General features: G+C 68.0%; 36 protein-coding genes and 1 other RNA gene. 34 read left to right on the forward strand and 3 right to left on the reverse strand.

The window, feature by feature from the left end:
- Nucleotides 1-99 precede the first annotated feature (99 nt).
- The 32 genes from IF99_RS34005 (at nucleotide 100) to IF99_RS32455 (ending at nucleotide 16,814) form a co-directional block, all read left to right on the forward strand.
- Complete coding sequence (locus IF99_RS34005) at nucleotides 100-282, forward strand: hypothetical protein (protein WP_158716611.1); 183 nt, start codon at nucleotides 100-102, stop codon at nucleotides 280-282.
- Nucleotides 279-452 (forward strand): hypothetical protein, encoded by a 174-nt coding sequence (locus IF99_RS34010; protein ID WP_158716612.1) that lies wholly within the window; start codon nucleotides 279-281, stop codon nucleotides 450-452. The genes IF99_RS34005 and IF99_RS34010 overlap by 4 nt, the downstream gene beginning before the upstream one ends.
- A complete protein-coding gene (locus IF99_RS0117935) occupies nucleotides 449-949 on the forward strand; it encodes a hypothetical protein (protein WP_037827112.1) in 501 nt (166 codons plus the stop codon). Before IF99_RS34010 ends, IF99_RS0117935 begins: the two co-directional genes overlap by 4 nt.
- The gene (locus IF99_RS0117940; protein ID WP_030997537.1) at nucleotides 942-1,418 is read left to right on the forward strand and encodes a hypothetical protein; all 477 of its coding nucleotides are present in this window, start codon (nucleotides 942-944) and stop codon (nucleotides 1,416-1,418) included. Before IF99_RS0117935 ends, IF99_RS0117940 begins: the two co-directional genes overlap by 8 nt.
- Before the next feature lie 104 nt (nucleotides 1,419-1,522).
- Nucleotides 1,523-2,236, forward strand: a complete 714-nt coding sequence (locus IF99_RS0117945; RefSeq protein ID WP_030997538.1) for a hypothetical protein — start codon at nucleotides 1,523-1,525, stop codon at nucleotides 2,234-2,236.
- Between the two features lie 93 nt (nucleotides 2,237-2,329).
- Nucleotides 2,330-2,830: a DNA cytosine methyltransferase gene (locus tag IF99_RS34965; RefSeq protein WP_030997540.1), complete on the forward strand. Its 501-nt coding sequence runs from the start codon at nucleotides 2,330-2,332 to the stop codon at nucleotides 2,828-2,830.
- A gap of 190 nt (nucleotides 2,831-3,020) precedes the next feature.
- On the forward strand, nucleotides 3,021-3,353 hold the full coding sequence (locus IF99_RS34970; protein ID WP_234340737.1) for a hypothetical protein: 333 nt from the start codon (nucleotides 3,021-3,023) through the stop codon (nucleotides 3,351-3,353).
- Nucleotide 3,354: 1 nt separating this feature from the next.
- A complete protein-coding gene (locus IF99_RS0117960; RefSeq protein WP_030997542.1) occupies nucleotides 3,355-3,627 on the forward strand; it encodes a hypothetical protein in 273 nt (90 codons plus the stop codon).
- Between the two features lie 66 nt (nucleotides 3,628-3,693).
- Nucleotides 3,694-4,449, forward strand: coding sequence for a phiSA1p31-related protein (locus tag IF99_RS0117965; protein WP_030997543.1), 756 nt, complete (start codon nucleotides 3,694-3,696; stop codon nucleotides 4,447-4,449).
- A 76-nt stretch (nucleotides 4,450-4,525) separates the two neighbouring features.
- A complete protein-coding gene (locus tag IF99_RS0117970; RefSeq protein ID WP_030997544.1) occupies nucleotides 4,526-4,903 on the forward strand; it encodes a phiSA1p31-related protein in 378 nt (125 codons plus the stop codon).
- A gap of 172 nt (nucleotides 4,904-5,075) precedes the next feature.
- Nucleotides 5,076-5,321, forward strand: a complete 246-nt coding sequence (locus IF99_RS0117980) for a hypothetical protein (RefSeq protein WP_030997545.1) — start codon at nucleotides 5,076-5,078, stop codon at nucleotides 5,319-5,321.
- On the forward strand, nucleotides 5,318-5,452 hold the full coding sequence (locus tag IF99_RS35480; protein ID WP_267882244.1) for a hypothetical protein: 135 nt from the start codon (nucleotides 5,318-5,320) through the stop codon (nucleotides 5,450-5,452). Before IF99_RS0117980 ends, IF99_RS35480 begins: the two co-directional genes overlap by 4 nt.
- A 20-nt stretch (nucleotides 5,453-5,472) precedes the next feature.
- Nucleotides 5,473-5,655, forward strand: a complete 183-nt coding sequence (locus IF99_RS0117990; RefSeq protein WP_158716613.1) for a hypothetical protein — start codon at nucleotides 5,473-5,475, stop codon at nucleotides 5,653-5,655.
- Nucleotides 5,656-5,664: 9 nt separating this feature from the next.
- Nucleotides 5,665-5,916 (forward strand): hypothetical protein, encoded by a 252-nt coding sequence (locus IF99_RS0117995; protein WP_158716614.1) that lies wholly within the window; start codon nucleotides 5,665-5,667, stop codon nucleotides 5,914-5,916.
- On the forward strand, nucleotides 5,913-6,182 hold the full coding sequence (locus tag IF99_RS0118000; RefSeq protein ID WP_030997548.1) for a hypothetical protein: 270 nt from the start codon (nucleotides 5,913-5,915) through the stop codon (nucleotides 6,180-6,182). The genes IF99_RS0117995 and IF99_RS0118000 overlap by 4 nt, the downstream gene beginning before the upstream one ends.
- A 188-nt stretch (nucleotides 6,183-6,370) precedes the next feature.
- Complete coding sequence (locus IF99_RS0118010; protein WP_030997550.1) at nucleotides 6,371-6,772, forward strand: hypothetical protein; 402 nt, start codon at nucleotides 6,371-6,373, stop codon at nucleotides 6,770-6,772.
- 30 nt (nucleotides 6,773-6,802) lie between these two features.
- Nucleotides 6,803-6,994, forward strand: coding sequence for a hypothetical protein (locus IF99_RS0118015; protein WP_030997551.1), 192 nt, complete (start codon nucleotides 6,803-6,805; stop codon nucleotides 6,992-6,994).
- A gap of 72 nt (nucleotides 6,995-7,066) precedes the next feature.
- The gene (locus tag IF99_RS0118020; protein WP_030997552.1) at nucleotides 7,067-9,535 is read left to right on the forward strand and encodes a phage/plasmid primase, P4 family; all 2,469 of its coding nucleotides are present in this window, start codon (nucleotides 7,067-7,069) and stop codon (nucleotides 9,533-9,535) included.
- Nucleotides 9,532-11,460 (forward strand): DNA polymerase, encoded by a 1,929-nt coding sequence (locus tag IF99_RS0118025; protein ID WP_030997553.1) that lies wholly within the window; start codon nucleotides 9,532-9,534, stop codon nucleotides 11,458-11,460. The genes IF99_RS0118020 and IF99_RS0118025 overlap by 4 nt, the downstream gene beginning before the upstream one ends.
- 50 nt (nucleotides 11,461-11,510) lie before the next feature.
- On the forward strand, nucleotides 11,511-11,837 hold the full coding sequence (locus IF99_RS35760) for an HNH endonuclease (protein WP_420705683.1): 327 nt from the start codon (nucleotides 11,511-11,513) through the stop codon (nucleotides 11,835-11,837).
- Between the two features lie 263 nt (nucleotides 11,838-12,100).
- Nucleotides 12,101-12,508, forward strand: a complete 408-nt coding sequence (locus IF99_RS35765; RefSeq protein WP_420705681.1) for a DUF7169 domain-containing protein — start codon at nucleotides 12,101-12,103, stop codon at nucleotides 12,506-12,508.
- Nucleotides 12,465-12,683: a hypothetical protein gene (locus IF99_RS0118030; RefSeq protein WP_158716615.1), complete on the forward strand. Its 219-nt coding sequence runs from the start codon at nucleotides 12,465-12,467 to the stop codon at nucleotides 12,681-12,683. Before IF99_RS35765 ends, IF99_RS0118030 begins: the two co-directional genes overlap by 44 nt.
- Nucleotides 12,684-12,867: 184 nt before the next feature.
- The gene (locus IF99_RS0118035) at nucleotides 12,868-13,623 is read left to right on the forward strand and encodes a sigma factor (protein ID WP_030997555.1); all 756 of its coding nucleotides are present in this window, start codon (nucleotides 12,868-12,870) and stop codon (nucleotides 13,621-13,623) included.
- Nucleotides 13,624-13,657: 34 nt separating this feature from the next.
- Entirely contained in the window at nucleotides 13,658-13,801 is a 144-nt protein-coding gene (locus IF99_RS34355) for a hypothetical protein (protein WP_199806511.1), read from the forward strand.
- Nucleotides 13,802-13,845: 44 nt separating this feature from the next.
- On the forward strand, nucleotides 13,846-14,412 hold the full coding sequence (locus tag IF99_RS0118045; protein WP_030997556.1) for a hypothetical protein: 567 nt from the start codon (nucleotides 13,846-13,848) through the stop codon (nucleotides 14,410-14,412).
- Nucleotides 14,413-14,516: 104 nt separating this feature from the next.
- Complete coding sequence (locus tag IF99_RS0118050) at nucleotides 14,517-14,732, forward strand: hypothetical protein (RefSeq protein WP_030997557.1); 216 nt, start codon at nucleotides 14,517-14,519, stop codon at nucleotides 14,730-14,732.
- Nucleotides 14,732-14,795: hammerhead ribozyme type II (locus tag IF99_RS32450), an RNA gene on the forward strand. The genes IF99_RS0118050 and IF99_RS32450 overlap by 1 nt, the downstream gene beginning before the upstream one ends.
- 9 nt (nucleotides 14,796-14,804) lie before the next feature.
- Nucleotides 14,805-15,026 (forward strand): hypothetical protein, encoded by a 222-nt coding sequence (locus IF99_RS0118055; RefSeq protein WP_158716616.1) that lies wholly within the window; start codon nucleotides 14,805-14,807, stop codon nucleotides 15,024-15,026.
- Nucleotides 15,027-15,138: 112 nt separating this feature from the next.
- A complete protein-coding gene (locus tag IF99_RS34015; protein WP_158716617.1) occupies nucleotides 15,139-15,306 on the forward strand; it encodes a hypothetical protein in 168 nt (55 codons plus the stop codon).
- A 94-nt stretch (nucleotides 15,307-15,400) separates the two neighbouring features.
- The gene (locus tag IF99_RS0118065; RefSeq protein ID WP_030997560.1) at nucleotides 15,401-15,598 is read left to right on the forward strand and encodes a hypothetical protein; all 198 of its coding nucleotides are present in this window, start codon (nucleotides 15,401-15,403) and stop codon (nucleotides 15,596-15,598) included.
- Between the two features lie 267 nt (nucleotides 15,599-15,865).
- On the forward strand, nucleotides 15,866-16,066 hold the full coding sequence (locus IF99_RS0118070) for a hypothetical protein (protein ID WP_030997561.1): 201 nt from the start codon (nucleotides 15,866-15,868) through the stop codon (nucleotides 16,064-16,066).
- Nucleotides 16,067-16,172: 106 nt separating this feature from the next.
- On the forward strand, nucleotides 16,173-16,814 hold the full coding sequence (locus IF99_RS32455; protein WP_078655143.1) for a DUF2637 domain-containing protein: 642 nt from the start codon (nucleotides 16,173-16,175) through the stop codon (nucleotides 16,812-16,814).
- 73 nt (nucleotides 16,815-16,887) lie between these two features.
- Here IF99_RS32455 and IF99_RS30885 read toward each other — a convergent pair whose 3' ends face one another.
- Both IF99_RS30885 and IF99_RS32460 read right to left on the reverse strand, forming a co-directional pair.
- Complete coding sequence (locus IF99_RS30885; protein ID WP_234340738.1) at nucleotides 16,888-17,406, reverse strand: hypothetical protein; 519 nt, start codon at nucleotides 17,404-17,406, stop codon at nucleotides 16,888-16,890.
- 349 nt (nucleotides 17,407-17,755) lie between these two features.
- A complete protein-coding gene (locus tag IF99_RS32460) occupies nucleotides 17,756-17,989 on the reverse strand; it encodes a GntR family transcriptional regulator (protein ID WP_234340739.1) in 234 nt (77 codons plus the stop codon).
- An 84-nt stretch (nucleotides 17,990-18,073) separates the two neighbouring features.
- Here IF99_RS32460 and IF99_RS34020 point away from each other — a divergent pair, with 84 nt between their 5' ends.
- Nucleotides 18,074-18,250, forward strand: a complete 177-nt coding sequence (locus IF99_RS34020; RefSeq protein WP_158716618.1) for a hypothetical protein — start codon at nucleotides 18,074-18,076, stop codon at nucleotides 18,248-18,250.
- Nucleotides 18,251-18,660: 410 nt separating this feature from the next.
- Here IF99_RS34020 and IF99_RS34975 read toward each other — a convergent pair whose 3' ends face one another.
- Entirely contained in the window at nucleotides 18,661-18,927 is a 267-nt protein-coding gene (locus tag IF99_RS34975; RefSeq protein ID WP_234340740.1) for a dodecin family protein, read from the reverse strand.
- A gap of 274 nt (nucleotides 18,928-19,201) precedes the next feature.
- Between IF99_RS34975 and IF99_RS0118095 the strand changes: the two genes are divergently transcribed.
- Nucleotides 19,202-20,476, forward strand: a complete 1,275-nt coding sequence (locus tag IF99_RS0118095; protein WP_030997564.1) for an extracellular solute-binding protein — start codon at nucleotides 19,202-19,204, stop codon at nucleotides 20,474-20,476.
- Nucleotides 20,477-20,618: the final 142 nt, after the last annotated feature.

Below are 20,618 nucleotides of genomic sequence, written 5' to 3' on the forward strand. Positions count from 1 at the left end.
CTCGACTGGCGGGACCGTGAACTCATCGAGCAGCGATGGGAGCATGAGCAGACCCGTGCCCGGTTGCGTGCGTATGAGACGTACTCAAGGCGGCTGCGTGTGTTCCCGCTCTACCGGCAGCGGTACGTCATGGGCTGGGGCGCCCAGACAACGGCAGACCTCGTCCGTGCCTACGAGGCGCCCTTCGTGGGCGCTGTGCAACGCGCCGAGAAGCGATGGGGTCCCGTCATCGAACAGATGGTACGGCAGGCATCTGCCGTCGCAGAGGAGGACTACGCATGAACAAGTACACCCGTCGCCTCGTCTTCCGGCGCTGGGCCGTGCAGTTTGACCGGCCTGTGAACCCGCACCTCGTACACGAGGCCAACGCCGCCTTGATGCAGGAGTTCCCCCACCTGTTCGCGCCCGACGTCCCCGAGACGTTCCGAGGTCCGAAGTGGGGGACGAGGTGACGACGCCACTCCCGGGCGACTTCGGCCTCACCCGCATCGAGGGACTGACAGGCCGCCTCATCAACCTCGGCCAACACCTCATCGGCGACGGCGCCCCCGTACAACACGCCCTCGTCTACGTGGGTGGCGGCATGGTCGTCCAAGCGATGCCCGGCGGGGCGGAGCTGATCCCGCTGGAGGAGGCAAGCCCCGTTGTCGCGTGGTCGACGGGGGTCGTCCCGCTGACGTCCGAAGAGCGCGCAGCGATAACGCTTCACGCGCGATCCCTCGTCGGGACGCCGTACAGCTTCCTGGACTACGCCTCCATCGGCCTCGCCTTCTACCGCATCCGTCCGCGGTGGGTGCGGGACTACGTGGCGGACACGGGGCACCTCATTTGCTCGCAGTTGGTAGACGAGGTCTATCTCCGGGCCGGCGTGCACCTATTCAGTGACGGTCGGATACCGGGGGACGTGACCCCAGGGGATCTCTGGAAGGTGGTGTGCGGACGTGGCTGATGAGGAGTTCTACGAGCGCGCCCGGTCTGTCTGGGCGCGATACGACGACATCCAGAGTGAGGAGGCAGAGGCCGCAAAGCTTCGGGACGTCCTCGCCGTCGAGCACCGCCGCGCGACCGATGCCATCGAGCGGGAGACGGCGACCGAGAAGCACGCCGAAGAGCTGATGGTGGCGAATGCCCGTCTTCGCCTCGCCTGGACGTCGGCCCGACGGCGAGCGAAGGTCACCGCTGGGGCGTGGCGGTACCTCCGCGTCCAGGTACAGCGTCAGCGGGAAGAGGCACGCCGCCAGGACGAGTTCGCAGGCTGGCTCTGGCGTGAGATGTCCAAGCGTCGTCAGGAGCGAGACCGGTACCGCCTCGCCTGGCTCTCCGCCCGACGCCGTGCCCGCAGGGAGATCGCCCTCGCCCGGGAGGCTGTCGAACTTCTTCAGGAGGAGAACGCCCAGCTCAAGGCACGTCTCACATAGGAGCGTCAAACATTGCACGCTCCTGACGGAACATCTGGCGCCGACTGCACCACAACAGAGGTACAGGCCGCTACTGGCCACTCACCGTAAAGGAATCACGCTCCATGGCAAACAACATCTTCAAGCTGTTCGAGACCGACCCCGACGCCCGCCCCAAGCCGCGCTTCACCAGCGACATCGTGGGCCGCTTCCGGTCCGGCCGCCTCGTCGGCAAGATGCCGGAATCGCTCAACGAGTGGAGGGTCACGACCGGGGACCCGGAGGTGGCTGCCGAGCTGGCACGCCTCCTCGGTGGTGAGCCGGAGGAGTGGAACACGGACAGGGAGGACAACCTCGAAGTCCTCACCACCTCGAAAAGCGTCAACATCATCATCGAGTCGAGCGACAAGATCGACGCGAGCATGAAGCTCTTCAGCGCGAGTGGTCTCTTCCACCACTGCGACGGCGTCGCCTACCTCTCGCCGGAGGAGGACAAGGGGCAGGCGTGCGGCTGCCCCGAGTCGCTCCAGGAGCGCAAGGACAAGGCGCGCGTGGGTCGCGGCCCGAAGCCGAGCATCGACATCACGTTCCGCCTCACCGACGCCCCTGACCTCGGCCTCTTCCGCTTCAACTCCGGCTCGTGGGAGTTCGTCAAGGTGCTCCACGAGCTGATCGCCGACGTCGACGCCTACGACGGCCCGGTCCGTGCGACGCTCACGATCGAACACATCGAGTACACCGCGAAGTCGGGCAAGGATGTGGCGTACAACAAGCCCTCGGTCAAGGTCCTCGGAGCGTACGAGGCCGTCGGGGCGGACGACATTCCCAAGGCCGCCTGACCCGCACCACCACGCAGCGCGCCCGCTCCTCCGTACCGGCAATACGGAGGGGCGGGCGCTTTCACGAGTGTACGCACACAGAGGAGGTAGCCCGTGCCGATCCTCGAACTCTGCGCGGGATACGGGGGCCTTGGGCTCGCCGTAGAGGCCCTGACGGGCGACAGGGTCGCCTATGTGGCCGAGGTGGACGAGGCGGCGTCGAAGGTGCTCGCCGTCCGCTACCCGCACGCGCCGAACATCGGTGACATCACCACGTACGACTGGCGGCAGCTCATCGGAGAGGTGGACACCATCACGGCGGGGTTCCCCTGCCAGAACCTGAGCAACGCGGGCCGACGAGAGGGGATCAACGGTGACCGGTCAGGGATCTACCGGAATGTCGTGGAAGCAGTTCGCGTCCTTCGACCGCGCCTCGTCTTCCTGGAAAACGTCTCGGCCATCCGGTCGCGGGGGCTCTGGCAAGTCGTCGCCGACCTGGCCGAGATCGGGTATGACGTCCGGTGGACGTGCCTACGAGCTTCCGACGTGGGAGCCGCCCACCACCGCGACAGATGGTTCGCCGTCGCGGTACCTGCCGTCACCTCTGTCGGCTGACTCCAGGTCCAGCGCCAACTACCGGGCGGACGGAACCCCATACGGGAGTACCCACCCGCGGCCGACGCTGACCGACGCTGTTCGGCATCTGCTCAAGACCCCCACCGCCAACCTCGGCCGGAACGGCGCTGCTCAGCACCCCGACAAACGCAAGGCCGGCGGTCATGGGCCGACGCTCGACGACGAGGTGGTGTACCTGCTTCCTGCGGTGGAGGAGGCCGAACTCGTCCAGGACTGGGCGGACTTCGAGCCCGCCATCCGACGGCAGGAAGCTCTCTCCGGGCGGCCCGCACCACTCCCGACGGAGACCGGCCCCCGGGGCGGACGACGCCTCACCGCTCGCTTCGCCGAGTGGTTGATGTGGCTGCCGGACGGGTGGGTCACCGACGTACCGGATCTCGTCCCGAAGGGGCGCGACCCGCGGGCGAAGCAGCTTCACATCATCGGCAATGGCGTAGTGCCCGCCCAGGCGTACGCCGCCTTCAAGCACCTGCTCGAACTCGACGCGCCCGAGGAGAACTGATATGGCCAAGACCCGGCTCACCGACTTCACGGGGGCGGAGATCCGCCCCGGCAAGACCATCGTCTACGCCACGCGCCGCGGGAACCGGGTGCGGCAGACGGAGGCGACCGTCCTGGAGACCATGAGCGACAAGCGGGCGGGCCGAGTGATCCCGCGCCTGAAGGTCCAGCCGACCGGCCGTGACTCTGGCTTCTCGGCCCGCTCGACGCTCGCCCCGCAGTACGTCAGCGCCGAACACGTGGTGGTCATCGGCGACGCCGACACCACCGACTGACCCCACACCACCCCGGCCCCCGCGCACCGACGACGCGGGGGCCTTCGCACGCATGGAGGAGAGAGCATGGACGAGAAGACGTTCAAGGTCGGGGACAAGGTCACGAACGAGGTGTCCGGGCCCGGGGAGGTGGTGTTCGGCCCCTTCCAGGGGGTGGCAGGTGCGGGTATGTACCTTGTGAAGGACGAGGGTAGCCCGGTGCACTGGATGCTGTCTGCACGCAGCATCGCGCCGCTCCCCGCCTTCAAGGTCGGCGACAGGGTCACCGCCTATGGCACCCCGTCCGTCATCGTGGGCGGCCCGTATGACGAGGCGGGGAAGCGCCCCGTGTGGGTGGTTCGCACGGAGGATGGCACACTCTTCTTCCCGAACGAGCAGCGCGTCCGCCCCGCCCCGGCCGACGAGCCCGCCCTCGTCCCCGTCGGCACGCGAGTCCGGGTGGACCGGGCGAGGTACGCGGAGGCGAGTCACGGCCGGACGGGGGTCGTTACGAGCAACACGGAGACATGGGAGCCCTACGAGGGCGGGCCCCACCCCTACGAAGTCGACCTGGACGACGGCGGCACGTTCTACGCCGCCGAAGTCACCCCCATCGACGACAAGCCGGCTGCCGGCTTCGAGTACAACGGCGTCGTCTACGAGTACGGCGCGCTGTACCAGGGCCGAGATGGGGACCTCTTCCGGTTCCGGCCTGAGATCTCCGACGACGGCACCGGCACCCCACAGGGGCAGTTGGCGTACGGGACCGAGGACGACGGCTGCCCGTGGCACTGGAGCCTCGCCGAAACGGTCAGCGGCTACGGCCCTCTCACCAAGAAGTAGCAACATCCCAGCCCCCGGCGCCCACGTGGCCCGGGGGCTTTGGGCGTAGGAGCACCACCGACTACGAGGAGAACCCATGGCATCCGCCGCGTACGAGACCACCACGCGCACCATCGAAGAGACCACCGTCGTGCTCCGGCTGACGGAGCACGAGGCCGACGAGCTGCGAGTGCTCGTCGGCGAGAGTGACGCTACCCGAGTCCGCTTGAACATCCTCCAGGCTCTCCAGGAGATCACCTCGCCGGTCGCCGCTACCGCCTCCGACACCGTCGAGTACGACGGCAAGACGTACGAGCTGGGCGCGAGGTACCGAGACGTTGACGGCGACGTGTGGGAGTTCCGGCGTAACGAGGGCGGCCAGGTAGAGGGACGGTACTCGACCGCGTACCCGTGGAGCGACGACTACTACCCGGGCTACGTCGAGCGCACGTTCGGCCCCCTCGCCAAGCTGTGACCCTCACCATCTCCACCACGGCGCCGGCCCTCGGGGACATCCGCTCCCTCGGCAGGGGCGACGCCGTGGTGGTGTACAGGGCGGCCACTGAGCGGCGGGACTGGGCTCGGTACTGGGAGGCCGTGGGCGTGGCAGTGAGCAGGGGAGCGGTGTTGAGGATGGAGGAGAGCTGATGAGCATCTTCGATGGCGAGCTGTACCGCTTGAGCGTGCGGTTCGTGAACTCGGACGGCAACACCGTGCGCGTGTCCGAACACTTCACCTACGACGCTGACGAAGTACCGGACATGGTCACGATCCTGGCAGCTCGTCCCAACGTGGCGGCTGTGGCGGTGCACAGGCTGGAGTACGTCGAGACGGCGGCTCGGACAGATTCCGGGCTGACGTACGGCGACGTGTCGGACTGGGAGGAGTGGTGACCCACGAGCCCAACACCCGCGTCGTCCGCGCCCTGCCTGACACCGAGCCCGTGGAGCGTCTGCCCCGCGCGGCGATGGCGAAGTGGCCGTGGTTGACGGAGGAGTTCTTGAACGAGCTGGAGGACGAATGAGCTACATCAACGTGCACAAAGTGAGGACCACTCAGGCCGAGGTCGGAGCCACCAACCAAGTGATGCTCCAAGGGCTGCACGAGGGCAATGAGGTGGTCAGTTCACGCGAGGGGGAGGAGCTGTCGACGGCGGCAACGATCCTCGACCTGTTGCGCGAGCTGGACAACGGCGAAGCGCTCGTGATCACCGTCGACATTTTCTGAGGGGGACGGATGAGCTGGAGACGCCGTACAAACCCGGAGCCGGTGCGGGGACTGCCGCTCGACGGACCCGAGTTGAGGATCAACGGCGGCACCCAAGTACTTCACGCCTCGTCGTGGCTCGCCTGGCGTGGGTACCGCTGCATCGAGGGGATGAACGGAATTGCCTTCAGCCGTGGTGGCGGTCCCGCGTACCTCGCGACGTGGGGCGACACGCTGGTGGATCTCGGCGGTGCGGTAGTGGTGAAGGGGGCGGGGACGTGACGACCCACATCGACGGCGAAGACTGGAACATCTCTCCGGAGGTGTGGGCCCTCTTCGGTCACTGGTACGGCGACAAGGCGTACCGCAAGGCGGCGTTCGTTGCCGAGTTCGAAGCGGCGGTGCGCACGAGAGTGGCCTCCGAGATCAGCGAGCGGGGCTACGAACTGCGCTCGTCCGACGAGGGCATAAGCCGGGAGGAGTGGGCCTGTTACGGCGAGGCGGCCGAGATCGCCAGGATAGGGCTAGCCCGTGTCCGAGACGAGTGACCGGCCGACGGACTACGAGGTCCGAGTTCAGCAGCCCAGCCCCGTTGCCCTCTCCTACGGCTGCGACTACCCGCTGTACGTCGTCTGGGACCTCGTGAACGACAAGCGGGTGCCGTTCGGCAACTACCGCCGCCACGACCAGGCGGTGGCACGCATTATCCGGATGAGAGACCGACGGAAGGGTGCCGATGGCCAACCCCAGTAAGCAAAAGGGCTCCGCCTGGGAGTCCGCCTACGTCGCCTACCTCCGAGAGCATCACAACCCCGACGCTCACCGCAACGTGCAGATGGGCGCCAAGGACATCGGCGACGTCTCGGGCCTGTACCTCCACGCCGCCGAGCTGAAGGCCGAGAAGACCATCACGCTCGCCTCGTACATCGCCCAGGCGAACCGCGAGGCGATCAACGCCGGCCAGCCCTTCGGCTGTGCGGTCGTCAAGCGCCGCATGAAGGGCACGGCCGACGGCTACGTGGTGCGCGATGTGCGGACGGACGTCCGGCTGATGAACCGCTTCCGCGACGCGGAGCGCCTGCTCCAGCACCACGCACCCGCCGAGGTGTGGGAAGCGCACGACGAGAAGCACCGCTAGTCGACCAACGGAGGCACCGTGAAGAAGGCAGTGATTCAGTTCTCTGGGTACCTCGCCGTCTACCCGGACGGCGACGAGTACGAGGGCGGGGAGCTGACGATAGAAGATGCCCACGGCTGGGTGGAGCACGCCATGTCGCGGGGTGACAAGCACGCCGGGAACTTCCTGACGTCAGCGAGCGCGGAGAGCGTCGAGTACGAGGACTGCGACGAGGACGCGTAGATCCGGCAACAACACACGCACAGGGGCCGTCCTTCGGGGCGGCCCCTTCGCCATGCACTGAGAGGAGAGATTGTGCGACTGTCGGAGATCCTGTCCCGCCTCGACGGGGTCACGGAGGACCACGACGGGCACATCACACTGTGCCCCGCGCACGCGGACCGGCGCCACCCGAGCCTGAAGCTCACCCTGAAGGAGGACGGACGCCTCCTCGTCGTCTGCCGAGCGGGCTGCGAGACGAAGGACATCCTTCGGAAGCTGCGACTGAACCCCGGCGACCTCTTCAACGTCGACGGCCAGGGCGCGCGCACCATCAGCGCCAGGGCGCCCGAGACCGTCGGCCCCGGAGAGATCGCCGGGCTGCGGATGTTCGTGGACGAGACGGCGGGGAGGCTCCAGCTCCCGGGCGCCGCTGAGGAAGCGCGAGCCTACGCTCTCCGTCGCTTCGGCCTGACGCCGGAGCAGGCGGAGGACCTGGGCGTCGGCTACTCCCCGGCCAGTGACCGCCCTCAGCCGTGGCTCAGCCGTGGCTTCACCCGGTACCCGCGGCTGACCGTGCCCCTCGCGGGCTTCGACGGTGTGGTGCGCGGCCTCCAGGGACGTGACCTGTCCGGCAAGTGCCCCGCTCGGTGGGTCTCCCTGGCCAACACGGAGGGCCGCACGTGGGCCAAGTACGGCGTCCTGCGCTCCGGCGCCGGGTACGACACCGTCCTCATCTGCGAGGGCCCAGGAGACGCCCTGACGGCGTGCGGCGCGGGTTATGACGCCGTGGCGGTACGAGGCGCCGGGCTCGCCAGGAACGCCGCTCTCGTGGCCGAACTGGCGGCCGGCCTCGCGGGCTCCGACGTCGTGGTGGCCGGTGATCAAGACCGTGCGGGAGCGCGGTTCACCGACTCCCTGGCGCTCGCGCTGACGAGGGCGGGTGTCATGGTGCGCCGCCTGGAGATCCCGCACGAGGGCGACGACCTGACCGATTGGCGCGCGCGGGACGTGGAGGGGTTCCCTGCGGCGCTGCATCGAGCCGTGAGGGAGGCGGGAGTGATGGGTGTCGAGAAGAAGGAGAGCGTCGAGACGAAGCCCGCCCCCGCAGAGGACGGACTCCTTGTCCCCGCCGACCGGCGCGAGGCGTTCGACGGGACCGACGTCGGCGTGGCAGTCCGCCTCCGCGACTACATGGCTCGTGAGGGCGGGGGAGTGCGGTACGCGAGCGGCCTCGGATTCCTCGTCTGGGATGGCACGGTGTGGGTCCCGGGTGGGGACGAGGTGCGCACGGCGTTGCTCCGCATGGGCGCTGAGCTGATCAGCTCGGGCGACGACGGCGCGCGGAAGCTGGCGCTGAAGGCGCTGACGAACCGGAGCATCGAGGACGTAATCAAGATCTTGCCCTCGGTGCCCGGAGTCCCCGCCCGGGCGGCCGACTTCGACGCCGACGAACACCTTCTGAGCGTGGCCAACGGGACCGTTGACCTTCGTACCGGATCGCTGCGCGAGCACGACCCGCGCGACATGATCACGCGTCGCCTCGACGTCGCGTACCGCCCGGAGGCGGAAGCGAAGCGGTGGGAGCAGTTCCTCGTGGAAGTGTTCCCGAACCACCCGGAGCTGCCTGCGTACATGAGACGGCTAGTCGGCTACGGCATCACGGGGTCGACGGCGGAGGAGTGCTTCGTCTTCCTCCACGGGGACGGCAAGAACGGGAAGAGCAAGTTCCTCGGGGCGCTCATCGACACCTTCGGGGGCGTCACGAAGAGCACGGAGTTCTCCACCTTCGAGAGCCGGGTCAGCGTTGGCCAGGCATCCCCGGAGGTGGCGGCCCTACGCGGCGCGCGCCTCGTAACGGCGAGCGAGACGGAGAAGTACAGCCGGCTCGCCGAAGGGCTGATCAAGCAGCTCACGGGCGGCGACCCGGTGACGTGCCGGGCGCTCTACGGGGCGCCGTTCACGTACGTGCCGTCCTTCCTCCTCATGGTGGCGGGGAACTACAAGCCCGCCATCTTGAGCCAGGACTACGGCATCTGGAGGCGCGTCAAGCTCGTTCCTTTCGAGGCGAGCTTCAAGGGCGCGAAGGCGGACCTGACGCTGGCCGCGCAGCTCCGCGCGGAGCGGGAGGGCATTCTCGCGTGGGCTGTCCGAGGGGCCCAGGAATGGTACGCGAACGGCCTCGGCGAGCCTGACACCGTCGCCACCGCCACGCAGGACTACCGCGAGAGCGAGGACCGCCTCGCGGAGTTCCTGAACGCCCGGTGCGTGCGCGAGGACGGCGCCCGAGTGGCGCCCATGGCGATCCGCCGGGCGTATGCGGAGTGGGCCGAGGATGCCGGCCTGAGCCGGAAGGAAGTGCTCAGCGGCTGGGCCCTCGGCGTCGAGCTGGAGTCGCGGGGGTTCGTGAAGGACAAGCGCGGGAGCCGCTGGGGGTTCAACGGACTCCGGCTCATGACGGACGAGGAGAAGGAACGCGCGAGTCGGCTGGATGAGAGCACCGACGAACCGCACGCCATTGACGGACCGACTGACATCTTCGGCCAGGCGAAGGAGGCAGCATGATCAACCACTCGTTCCCCGTGCTGGGGCAGCCGATCCCGGTCAGGGTTCCGCAGACCGTCGAAGACTTCCAGGAGTTCCAGCGGTACGTGCTCGACCGCGCGAACGCTGGGGAGCGCGTCGCCTACGACACGGAGACAACCGGCCTGGACACCTACAGTTCCGGATTCCGCATCCGCACCGCGCAGTTCGGCACCCCGAACGAGGCGTGGGTGCTCCAGGTGGAGAAAGGTAGCGACCTTCAGCGTCTCGCCTCGTGGGCTCTGCGCACCCTTCCTGCCCTCTCCATGCAGAACCGCAACTTCGACATGCTCGCGTCCGACCGGCACATCCCCGGGATCACGCTGGAGGAGCTGGCGCCGAAGACGCTGGACACCTACATCTACAGCCACCTCGCCGACCCCCGGCGCCGGGATCAAGGAGGCGTGGGGAACGGGCTCAAGGACGCCTCCGCGCACTACGTCGACCCGTCCGCGCCGGACACACAGGGCGGGTTGATCGAGGAGTTCCACAAGATTGGCTACACGAAGGACACCGGGTGGCCTCACATCGACATCGACAACCCTCTCTACCTCTCTTACGCCGGCGGTGACGTGATCCTGACGTCCCGGCTCCTGCCGAAGGTGGAGGCGCGGGTCCGGGAGCTGGGGATCAACCCCGCGCTTCCTGCCTTTGAGCACGCCGTGGGGTTTGTCTGCGCCCTCATCGAGCGCAGAGGAATGCGCATCGACCGCACGTACACGGCTCAGCTCTCCTCCGACCTCCGAGAGGAGGCCACGCACTGGGCGGCGGAGGCTGCTCGGTACGGCGTCGCCAACATCAACAGCACTCGGCAGGTGTCGGAGGCGCTGCTCGGGATGGGGGAGAAGATTCCGGAGCGCACGGCCGGCGGTGCCGTCCAGGTCAACAGCACCGTCCTTAAGCGCCTGGCGGACGTTGACAAGGACTGGGAGCCCATCGAGTCCCGCACGCCCAACCCGCTCGCTATGGCGATCCTCCGCAGCAAGCGGGCGTCGAAGTGGCGCACGTCGTACGCGGAGGCGATGCTCCGGACGGCCGACGAGAACGACAGGGTGCATCCGAAGATCGGGGCGCTCGCGGCGCGCACGGCCCGCATGTCTATCTCGGACCCGCCCTTCCAGCAGCTCCCGTCGGGGAAGTGGGAGGTGCGGCACGCTGTCCGTGCTGACGACGGGTGCCGCATGATCTCTGTCGACTACTCGTCGGTTGAGCCGCGGGTCATGGCGGCGCTGAGCGGTGACGAGCGCATGACGGCCGCTATCCTCCGGGGCGACGACCTTCACAACCTGACGGCGGCCTCCGTCTATGGGCCGGGCTTCACCCCGGGGCAGCGCAAGGTCGCGAAGGTCGTTCAGCTTGGCGTGGCGTACGGCGGCGGGGCGAAGACGATTGCGGCACAGACCGGTCTCACGCTCGCCGCTGCTCAGTCCGCGGTGAAGGGCTACAAGCGGACGTACCCCCAGCTCGCCCGTTACATCCGGGACTTGCAGCGGCAGGTGGTCCGCGACGGCTACACCCTCCGGACTCCGTCCGGGCGGCGGCTCGTCTTCGACCGGGACGCCGCCTACGCCTCGTTCAACGGTGAGATCCAGAGCACCGCGCGCGACATTTTCGCGCAGGGTCTCTTGGAGATCCACGCCCGAGGGCTCACTCCGCATGTGCTTCTCCCGGTCCATGACGAGATCATTGCGGATGCCACTGACAACGAGGCTGAAGAGGTGGGGCGAGAGATCGGCGAGGCTATGACGATGACCCTGCGCGGCATCCCGCTCGGTACCGACCCCGACGTGGGCGGCGCGTCGTGGGGCTCCCTCTACATGAAGAAGGCCGAGGTGATGACGGCGAACGACGAGTGGTACGCCGCGCACCCCGACGAGGCGCGCAAGGCGGAGGAGGCGCGTAAGTGACCCGCCTCGCCCCCGTCTTCATCCCCCGGGCGGTCAAAGTCGATCGCTCCGTGGCGCAAAGACGACCCCGTACGGCCCGTCAGGTACCGCGTCTGATCCATGTCCTGCCTCCTCGCCGTGGCCAGGAACCGCCCTCCGGACCCTCCCGCCGTGACGTTCTGCGACGGTGGGAGGAGCTGGAATGGTGGTCCTGCGTCTACTGTGACCGCTCATTCGGGCAAAGGGTTGCACTAGAGATCGACCATATTCGTCCGCTGGCGAGCGGTGGCCTTCACGAGTGGTCGAATCTGGCGCCCTCCTGCGCCCGTTGTAACCGAGCGAAAGCGGATACCGACGTAGCGGCGTGGCTCGCGTCCTCGCTGGTGACAGCCTTGTGACACATCGCGTTCCGCTACCGGGCAACTACGCACTGGCGCCACGACACATGCTCGCGAGCCCTTCATGGGACCTTCACAAGGTTACAGTTCGGTAACGCGATCTAAGGCCACAGATGTTAGGGCGGCGGACATAACCGCAGGTGAACTGAGTGACTGACGAGTAGTCATACAAACGCCACTTCGCCTACATCGGGCATCCAGTCCCAAATCCCCCAGTCACACCGCGCGTTTCGCGACGCACGGCAATTGCCGGAGGCCCCCGCGTGACCTACCTTTCAGATCCGAGCACGACCGAGCAACGCTTGTCGGACCTCGTCACCGCCCTTCAAGAAGCGGTCGATGAGGTGCGTCAGATGGTCGTCATCTATTCCGACGCAGTACACATGCCGGGCCTCGGGCCCGAGCAGGACCCCGACGGCACCGGGCGCAAGGCAACCACCGGACCGTCGAGACCGACAGAGCGGACGGCGCTGGACGAGCGCCGCCAGGCCCTCCGGGACGAACTCAACAAAGGCGCTTCCCAACTGCCCTACGCGATAGCGGTAGTTCGTGGCGTCGCAGCATCCATGGACCGAGCCCTTGCATGTTGGGAGGGGGAGGTCCCGGCTATCTCGGGGGATGGTCAGCATGATTCTGATTACCGGGCCGCAGACCACGGCCCACGAGCGTGAGGACCTAGCCGAGGCCGCCGGCTTGCTGGGCGCCTACGCGGTGACGAGTCCCGACGTCATGTGGGCCGAGGTCACGGCGGTGTACTACCTCGACGGCTGCGACGGCTGCTCGCGCGCGACGGCCGACCTGGCGGTGGCTAGGGCGCTTGGCCTGGAGCCCGTCCCCGTGGCATGACCGAGGAGCGTGCAACGTTTGACGCTCCTCCACCAAGACAGTGTGCGGCGGGCCTGATGGCCCGTGGCGAGGCCCGCCGCTCTCTTGGTCGACGTGTGACTCAGGTCACACCATAGCGCCGGAACATTCCGCGCTGACTGCACCACAACCCCAGCACAAGCGCTAACAACTCACGGAGGCTCCCATGTCTATCGTCGTCACCCCCGCCACGGTCCGGTCCGCTCAGGGCGGCGACTCCGACGCTACGTGGGACGTGGTACAGGCGCTTGACCCCGTCATCCGGGCCGCCATCCGTACTGCGGACAGGTCGGGGACGGCGTCCGCGTCGGACCGGGAGGACGCCCTCCAGGATGCCCGAGCGGCGGTGCTGACGGCGCTTCGGTCGTACGACTCCGAGGTGGGTGCGAGCCTCATCACTTACATGACGCCGATCATTGTGGAGGCCGTGGCGAACGAGCTGACGCGAGGACGGTGCTCGGTGACGCGGGACCCGAAGGTGGTTCGGACCGTCCGCCACGCCCTGGCCGTCGCGGACGGAGACGTTGAGCAGGCATGGGCCGCTCTCGAAGGACGTAAGACCGTGAGTCGTGCGCGCTTCCTCGCCGTTCTGGAGTCGGAGCGTGAGCCTCTGACGTGGGACGCCCCCGCCGGGGGTGACGGCGAATCCATCACGCTCCAGGAAGCCGTGCCCGCCCCGGAGCCCGACACCGACATGGAGCGTCGCGACTACGCCCGCTGGCTGCTCACGCAGATCGCCCCCCGTCAGTCCTTCGCGCTTCGCGCCTTCTACGGCGTGCAGATGACGCAGCGACACGACACCGAAGCCAGTTTCGAGATGGGCGTCACGCCTGCGCGCCTGCGCCGCCTTCGCTTCGACGGCTGCGAGTCCGCCCGCCGTGTCGCAGCCCAGTACAGCACCCTCTCCGACCTCGCTGCCTGAGTAGCGCGAGTCCTTCACGAAAGGCTCACCGATCATGAACCGCCTCCCCTCCCTCGACACCTACGACCTCCAAGGCATCGCCACCGACGAGGCCGCCCTCTGGGGCGACGACGTCCGGTACGCGGTAGAAGACCACCTCGACGCCGAGACCCTGCGCCTGATCGCCGACCTGCGCTGACCCGTTCCGCTAGTCGACTAACGGACCTACAGAGGAGAGAACGAATGAACGCCGAAAAAGTAACCATCACCTGCCTGTACAACATCGACGACCGGGCCCGCGTGCTCGTGTTGGGGGCGGAGGTGGCCTTCGAGATCGAGAGCCGCGACGCCGTGGTTAGCGTCGTCGCCACCCCCGATACCGCCCGCGAGTTCGCCCAGGGCATCCTGCGCCTGGCCGACGAGGCGGAGCCGGCGGGAGACAAGGAGGCCCCGGCCCCGACGCTGCTTCCGAAGGTGGGGGATCGGCTCCGGGTGACGCGGGATCAGCCTCTGAGCTGCCCGGTTACGGCGGGCACCATCGTCACGGTCGTCGAGACCGACTACGAAGAACCGAGCGGCGAGCTTTACGTGCGCGCCTACCTGCGCGATGGCGACAGCTTCGCGTGGTTCCTGCCCCTCGACGCCGTCGAGCCGGCCGACGAGCCTCCCACGCCCTCCGACACCCCTCGCACCCGCGCCGACTACGCCCGCGAGGCGGGCCTCATCCTCGGCCCCGGCGCCCCGGGCATTCTGGAGCTGGCGCAGTGGCTTGCGGAGGAGCGTGCAACGTTGCACGCTCCTCACCGTTAGGGGTTGTGGTGGCCACGCCTCGTGTGTCATAGTCGACGCAGCGCGAAGGTCTAGCACAAGTCGGGGCGCCTCACTCGGAGGCGCCCCAGGGGAGGGGTGGCGAGATGATCCGCGAGACGTACAAAGGCCGCACCATCAAGATCACAAAAGGATCGCAAGCGCTGCATGTCCGGATCGTCGTCAACGGCGAGGACTTGGGGGAGTGGGTCGGGTCCGAGGTCGGCGAACTCGATTGGGTGCGTCGGACCATCGACGCTGTGGAAGCAGACAGCCGTACTGGTCGCCCTTACGCGGCTTGCTGGTACGCGGCCACAGCATGAGCCGAAACGCCCTTCGGGGCGTTGGGCGGGAATGGTCTCCCGCCCCTGATGAGGCAGGCCGTAGGAGGAGATATGTCAAAGCACCCGATGACCCGCACGCAGATGAAGGAAGACGCACAGAACACCCTCATGCACGGGATCGCGAACGCGCTGGGGTACTTCGAAGAGGTCTACGCGCCGATCGGGTGGGACGGCTGGACGGAGGCTCAGCGCGACGAGTACCGGCGCGTCATGCGACGCGAGGCCGACCGAGTGGCGAAGCTGTTCGGCTTCGAAGAGGCGTGGTCCAACTAACCCACTCGCCCCGTCTAGGCATCGCCCGATCACCCCGGCACCCCCAGTGCCGGCGGGCGCGCGGTTCGAATCCGCGGCGGGGCACTCGAAGACCCATCGCAGAGGAGAAAACATGACTGCCGAGTTGATGAAGCGCACGTTCCTTCGCACCCACCGCTTCGGTGTGACGAGGCAACTGGACGAGAAGCGTTTGCGTGGGGCGGCGCGCAACAGCCGCAGCCCCCAGGGACGAGAGCTGATTGCGTCGAACATGGTCTACCGCAAGCGCCTTACGAAGTAGCCGACACAGCCCCGGGACGGTTCAGCCGTACGAGCGTCATAGCTCGCCCGGGGCGCGCAAGTCACCCACGCACCCCACACGCGGAGGCACAGCCATGACCTACAGCGAGATCTACCGACTGACGCGCATGGCCCCCGACGGCACCCTCACCGCCCGCGAGTTCCAGCCTGCCGAGGAGGAGGCCGCACGGCAGCTCTTCGAGCATGAGTCGGCGTACCTGGAGCGCGGGGAGGGGATCACCCTGGAGCGGGTCATGGTGGTCGTCCTCGGCCGCACCTACAAGGCCCGCTAGCTGTGTACCGCGTGACGACCGAGGGTGGCGCCCACGGAACCGTCACGGACCTCGGCCGGCGTCGGCTGTTGCGGGTCGCAGAGCGGGCAGGGGCGACGCTCACGAGGGTGCCGCGTGGTGTAGTGATCGCTTTGCCCGGAGGGCAGTTGATCGCCGTCCTCCGCTAGTCGACTAGCGCGACTCGGGTTAGGGGGTTGTGGTGGCCACGCCTCGTGTGTCATAGTCAGTGCAGCGCGAAGGACTAGCGCAGTGAAGAAGGGAACTGAAATGGTAAGCACCCTCGGCACCGGCGAGCGCACGATCTACGCCGACGACGACCAGGGCATGGAGTGGGCGCGGACGATCACGGGCGAGCGGTACCTCTTCGAGGTGACGCACCCGTACGCCGGTGGACTCGGACGTCTCGTGGTCCGCCGGTGGGTCGAGTGGTCCCAGGTGTGGGACACGGTTCGCGTCAGTTACTTCTAGCCGAAACGCCCTTCGGGGCGACCAACGAGGCCCCCTGCCACCAGCAATGACAGGGGGCCTCCCCCCGCACACCAACACACGCTCACCACTCACGAACCGAGGACTCATGAGACCGCTCCTCCGCCGCCTGGACCCCATCCTCATCCAGGCCGTCATCGCCGCTGCTCTCTCCTTCGCCCACATCCACGACATCGCGGAGGCGGCCGGGCAGGGAGGGTGGAAGGCGTGGGCGTACCCGATCTCCGTCGACCTCCTCATGGTGATGGCCTGGCGACGCATCCGGACGCCCGACGCCAAGCACGGCGGTGCCTGGGTCTGGTTCATCGTCTCGCTGACGGCGTCGCTGGGTGCCAACATCGCCACCGCAGGTGTGCTCGACATGGCGCACCTGCCCGTCGCCCTGCGCGTCCTCGTCGCCGGGTGGCCAGCGCTCGCGTTCCTCGGCGGGTCGCTCCTCGTGCACAGCGAGGTGAAGAAGCCGGAGGAGGGGGACGTCGAGACGGCCGACGAGGAGGTGGTTCTCGACCCGCCCATGGTCGAGGTCGAACAGGTCCCCGCCCCGCCGAAGCCCGTCCTCGTCACCTACGCCGAGGCGGCCCGCGCGCTCGACGTCGCACCCGAGACCGTACGGGGGGCGGCCAACGGCGCCAACCCCCGCCTGACGAAGTACAGCACTGGTCCCCGCGATGTCCGCGTGGACCTGACCGAGGCCCGTAAGGTGCTGGGCAAGCGCCCTGCGGGCGTCTAAGCACCACCACCGAAGCCCCTGCCGGGATCACCTGGCAGGGGCTTCTTTGCGTTCAGCGGCCGACGAGCGGGGGCTACGCCCACGCCTTCCGTGCGTCCTTCCAGAGGGCGTCCACGTGTCCTGCGAAGCGGTCGAAGAGGCCGTCCGGCCCGCGCCGTCGGAGGTGGAGTGTGGGGGACTCGTGGCCGAGGAGCGACGACAGGTGAGGCGTCACCAGCATCTCCCCGTCGAATCGGAAAACCGACAGGGCGATGTGACGATCGCTGATCCGTGTCTCCAGGCCGGCCGGGGGATCGTCGCCCCGGAGGCGCGTCAGGGCGTCCATCGTGATGCTGATGCGCGTCGTGAGGGTGAGCGGCACCCCCTCGACGGCCTCGCGCTGTGCGGTCACAGGGGAGTCGACATCCCCGACGAGGAAACGAACGGCGCACCCCGCTTCCAGCTTCGCGCGGAACTTGTCCGCGATCCTTGGGTGCTCCTGCCAGATGAAGTAGTTGGTGTATCCGGCGAACTCGATGCGGGTAGAGGCCGAGTCGATCAGGCCGGACCACACCGACGTAGGGCAGGCGGCTCGGTACGGGTAAGTCGCCACGATCTCTCGGTCAGGGCCAGTCTTGACCACCTGTCGGACCGCGTGGGGCCATAGCACGTTCTCGTCCACCCCCAAGAGGCTGGCAACATCCGCGCGCGTGCGAGCGTGCGGGATTCTGGCACCGTCATTGAGCCATCGCTCGACGGTCTTGGTTGCGACTCCGATGCTACGCGCCAGTTGTCCGGGTCTGACTCCGGCACCTGACATAGCGTCACGAAGGGCAGTATTCAAGAGGACCCCCGGGGACGTTTGGGACGGTCTGAGGTGTGCTCAATTACTGTCCCACACGTCCTTGACACTGGGCGTGACTATCTGCGGGAGTGGAGAGATTATTAGGGCATGACGCGGATCACTTCGGACGGCGCACTACGTAAGAGCCGAGACCCCTCTCTGTGCGGGTCAAGTTCTCATCCCGGAGGGCTCGAAGAGCCTTCTGCGCCGTCGCCACGGCAATGCCGAATTCCTCGGTGAGCTGCAGCACGCTCGGCACGCGCCCGCCCACTGGGTAGGTCCCGGCGGCGATACGTGCCCGGAGTAAGTCCGCCACCTGTACCCATTTAGCACGAGTGTCATCAAGATCCACTACCGCACCGTAGAGCGCGGCAGCATTCCAGGGCGATCCGTAGTGTGCTAGGGAATGCTATAGCGTACTAGGGGAGGAGAAGGTATGAGTGCCGAGCTGACGTCCTTTGTCGAGAGGCTTCCCGACACCCCCGATCGCTGCCCCGTCTGTATCGAGGAGGCGCAGAGGTGGGTGATGGCGCGGAGCCGCTACGACTACTCAGCCGCCACCGACGCCGCCGTGCGCATTCGTCGGCATCCGGACCACGAGGAGGGGCGCTGATGGGCCCGCATACGGGGGACCCTGGCTACCTCACAGTGCCCACTCGCCCGAGGCCGTACGTGCCCGCCTCCGGGCGTGGCGAAGAGGCGGGCGGGAAGAGTGCCGGGGAGAGTTCCGCACGTCGCTGTGGGGCCTCTGGGACCGTCTCGGCCATCGTGCGCGAGGTGATCCGCGAGTCGTGTCACCGAGGGGTCGATCCTCAGGTTCGATGCGACCTCCCGCCCCACCCGGAGGGTACCCAGCACGGCGTGGACCTCCCCGGAGTCCCGCTGCGCTACCACTGGCCCTGACGGGCCCACAGACCCGTGCGACGAGGGGGTGCTCTCCACGTCGCACGGAGGGCAGGACGGCCGCTGTCGATGTTGGCGCGGAGACCGGTCGTCCTGCCCGCTGCACCCTCCCGAGATCCACTACCCCGGTCGACGCCCCCCGTCGTGACCGGGGTAGTGCTGTTTGCGCAGGTCAGCGGACAGATGGCTTGGTTGTTCGGCATCACTTGTAAGTGTGAACTTCTCCCAGGCGTCGTCGCAGCCCTCGGTCGAGGTGCCGACGATCTCGGTGACCCGGTAGACGTGCTCGCTCATCGCGTCGCTCTCCTCGCAGTCGTACGGTTCCGGGCGGTACGTCCCGGACGCCGCCCGCCGTGACGGGCGCCGCCCGGCGGGTGCCCGTTCCACGGTGACGCACTCCCGGCGAGGGCGCGAGGCGAGGCCGAGACGGGGAAAGGAGGGCGCCTGGGAGTGCGGGAGGGGGTGGGAGCGCGTCCAGGAGGGGGGAGCGGATCGGGGAAGCCGTGGACAGCGGGTGATCACTTCGTGTCTTTCTTGTGTCCCGAACACCCCTTGACCCCCGCAATGGTCCATACCAGACTCGGGACACGCCCGTCACGCGCCGCAGGCGTTCCCCCACGCCGGGTCCCCCCTGCCTGTTCGCGGACAGAAAGCCACCCTCGTGAAGAACCGCCGCCTGCTCGCCTCCGCCGCGCTGCTCACCTCGACCGCCGTCCTGTGCGGTTGCGGGGTCCTGCCGGGCTCGGGCGAGGACCGCAAGACCGTCACCGTGTGGCTCATGAAGGACAGCGCGTCCGCCTCCTTCCTCAAGCGCTTCACCGAGGACTTCGAGAAGCAGCACGACGACCTGAAGGTCGAGGTCGAGATCCAGTCCTGGAACGGCATCGTCGAGAAGGTCGGCAAGGCGCTCAAGGGCGGCCCCGGAGTCGAGGTGCCCGATGTCGTGGAGGTCGGCAACACCCAGGTGGCGCGGTACGTCGACCAGGGCGGGCTGTACGACCTGACGCTGGAGTCGATGCGCGACTTCGGTATGGACGACTGGCTGCCGGGCCTCGCCGAGCCGGGCCGCTTCAACGGCACGCAGTACGGCGTGCCGTGGTACGCGGCCAACCGCGTCGTCATCTACAACAAGGAGCTCTTCGACCAGGCCGGCATCGCCAAGCCCCCGCGCGACCGCGCCGAGTGGCTGCACGACACCGACCTGCTCAACCGGGACGGCAACCAGGGCATCTACCTCGCGGGACAGGACTGGTACACCCTCTCGGGCTTCATCTGGGACGAGGGCGGCGACCTCGCCAAGGACACGGGTGCCGGCTGGAAGGGCAGCATCGACAGCCCCAAGGCGCTCGCCGGGATGGACTTCTACGCCCAGCTCCAGGCCCTCGGCAAGGGCCCGAAGACCGCCGACGAGGAACACCCGCCGCAGACCCAGGTCTTCGCCAAGGGCGGCGTCGGCCAGATCATCGCGGTGCCCGGCGCGGCCTCGCTGATCCTGGAGCAGAACCCGGAGCTGAAGGGCAAACTGGGCTTCTTCCCGGTCCCGGGCAAGACCGCTGCCAAGCCGGGCGCCGTCTTCACCGGCGGCTCCGACCTCGTCGTCACGCGCCGCTCCGACAACCACGCGGCGGCGCTCAAGGTCGTCGCCGAACTCGCGGGGGAGCGCTGGCAGAAGGACCTCGCCAGGACGATGAACTACGTCCCCAACAAGACGACCCTCGCCGGCGCCGTCTCCGACGAGCCCGGCGCCGCCGCGATGGCCAAGGGCGCCAAGTCGGGTCACGCCACGCCCAACTCGCCCCGCTGGGCCAGGGTCGAGGCGGACAACCCGATCAAGACCTACATGACGAAGGTCCTCACCGGCGGCGACAAGCAGGCGGCGGCGCGCGAGGCGTCGAAGGCGATCACGAAGGCGCTCGACGTGAACAGGACGGGCTGAGACCGGGGCGGCGAGCCCGCGCCCGCACGCGGTCCGGTCCGCCCGCACCCGTAGCACCCCGTTCCCGCCCCGGGCCCCGGGGCGGGAACGCGCCCCGGGGCCCCGGTGAGGTCCGTGCCGCGTCGGCCCGTGCCGTCGGCGC

Source organism: Streptomyces sp. NRRL F-5630, from assembly GCF_000719475.1.
Classification (GTDB): domain Bacteria; phylum Actinomycetota; class Actinomycetes; order Streptomycetales; family Streptomycetaceae; genus Streptomyces.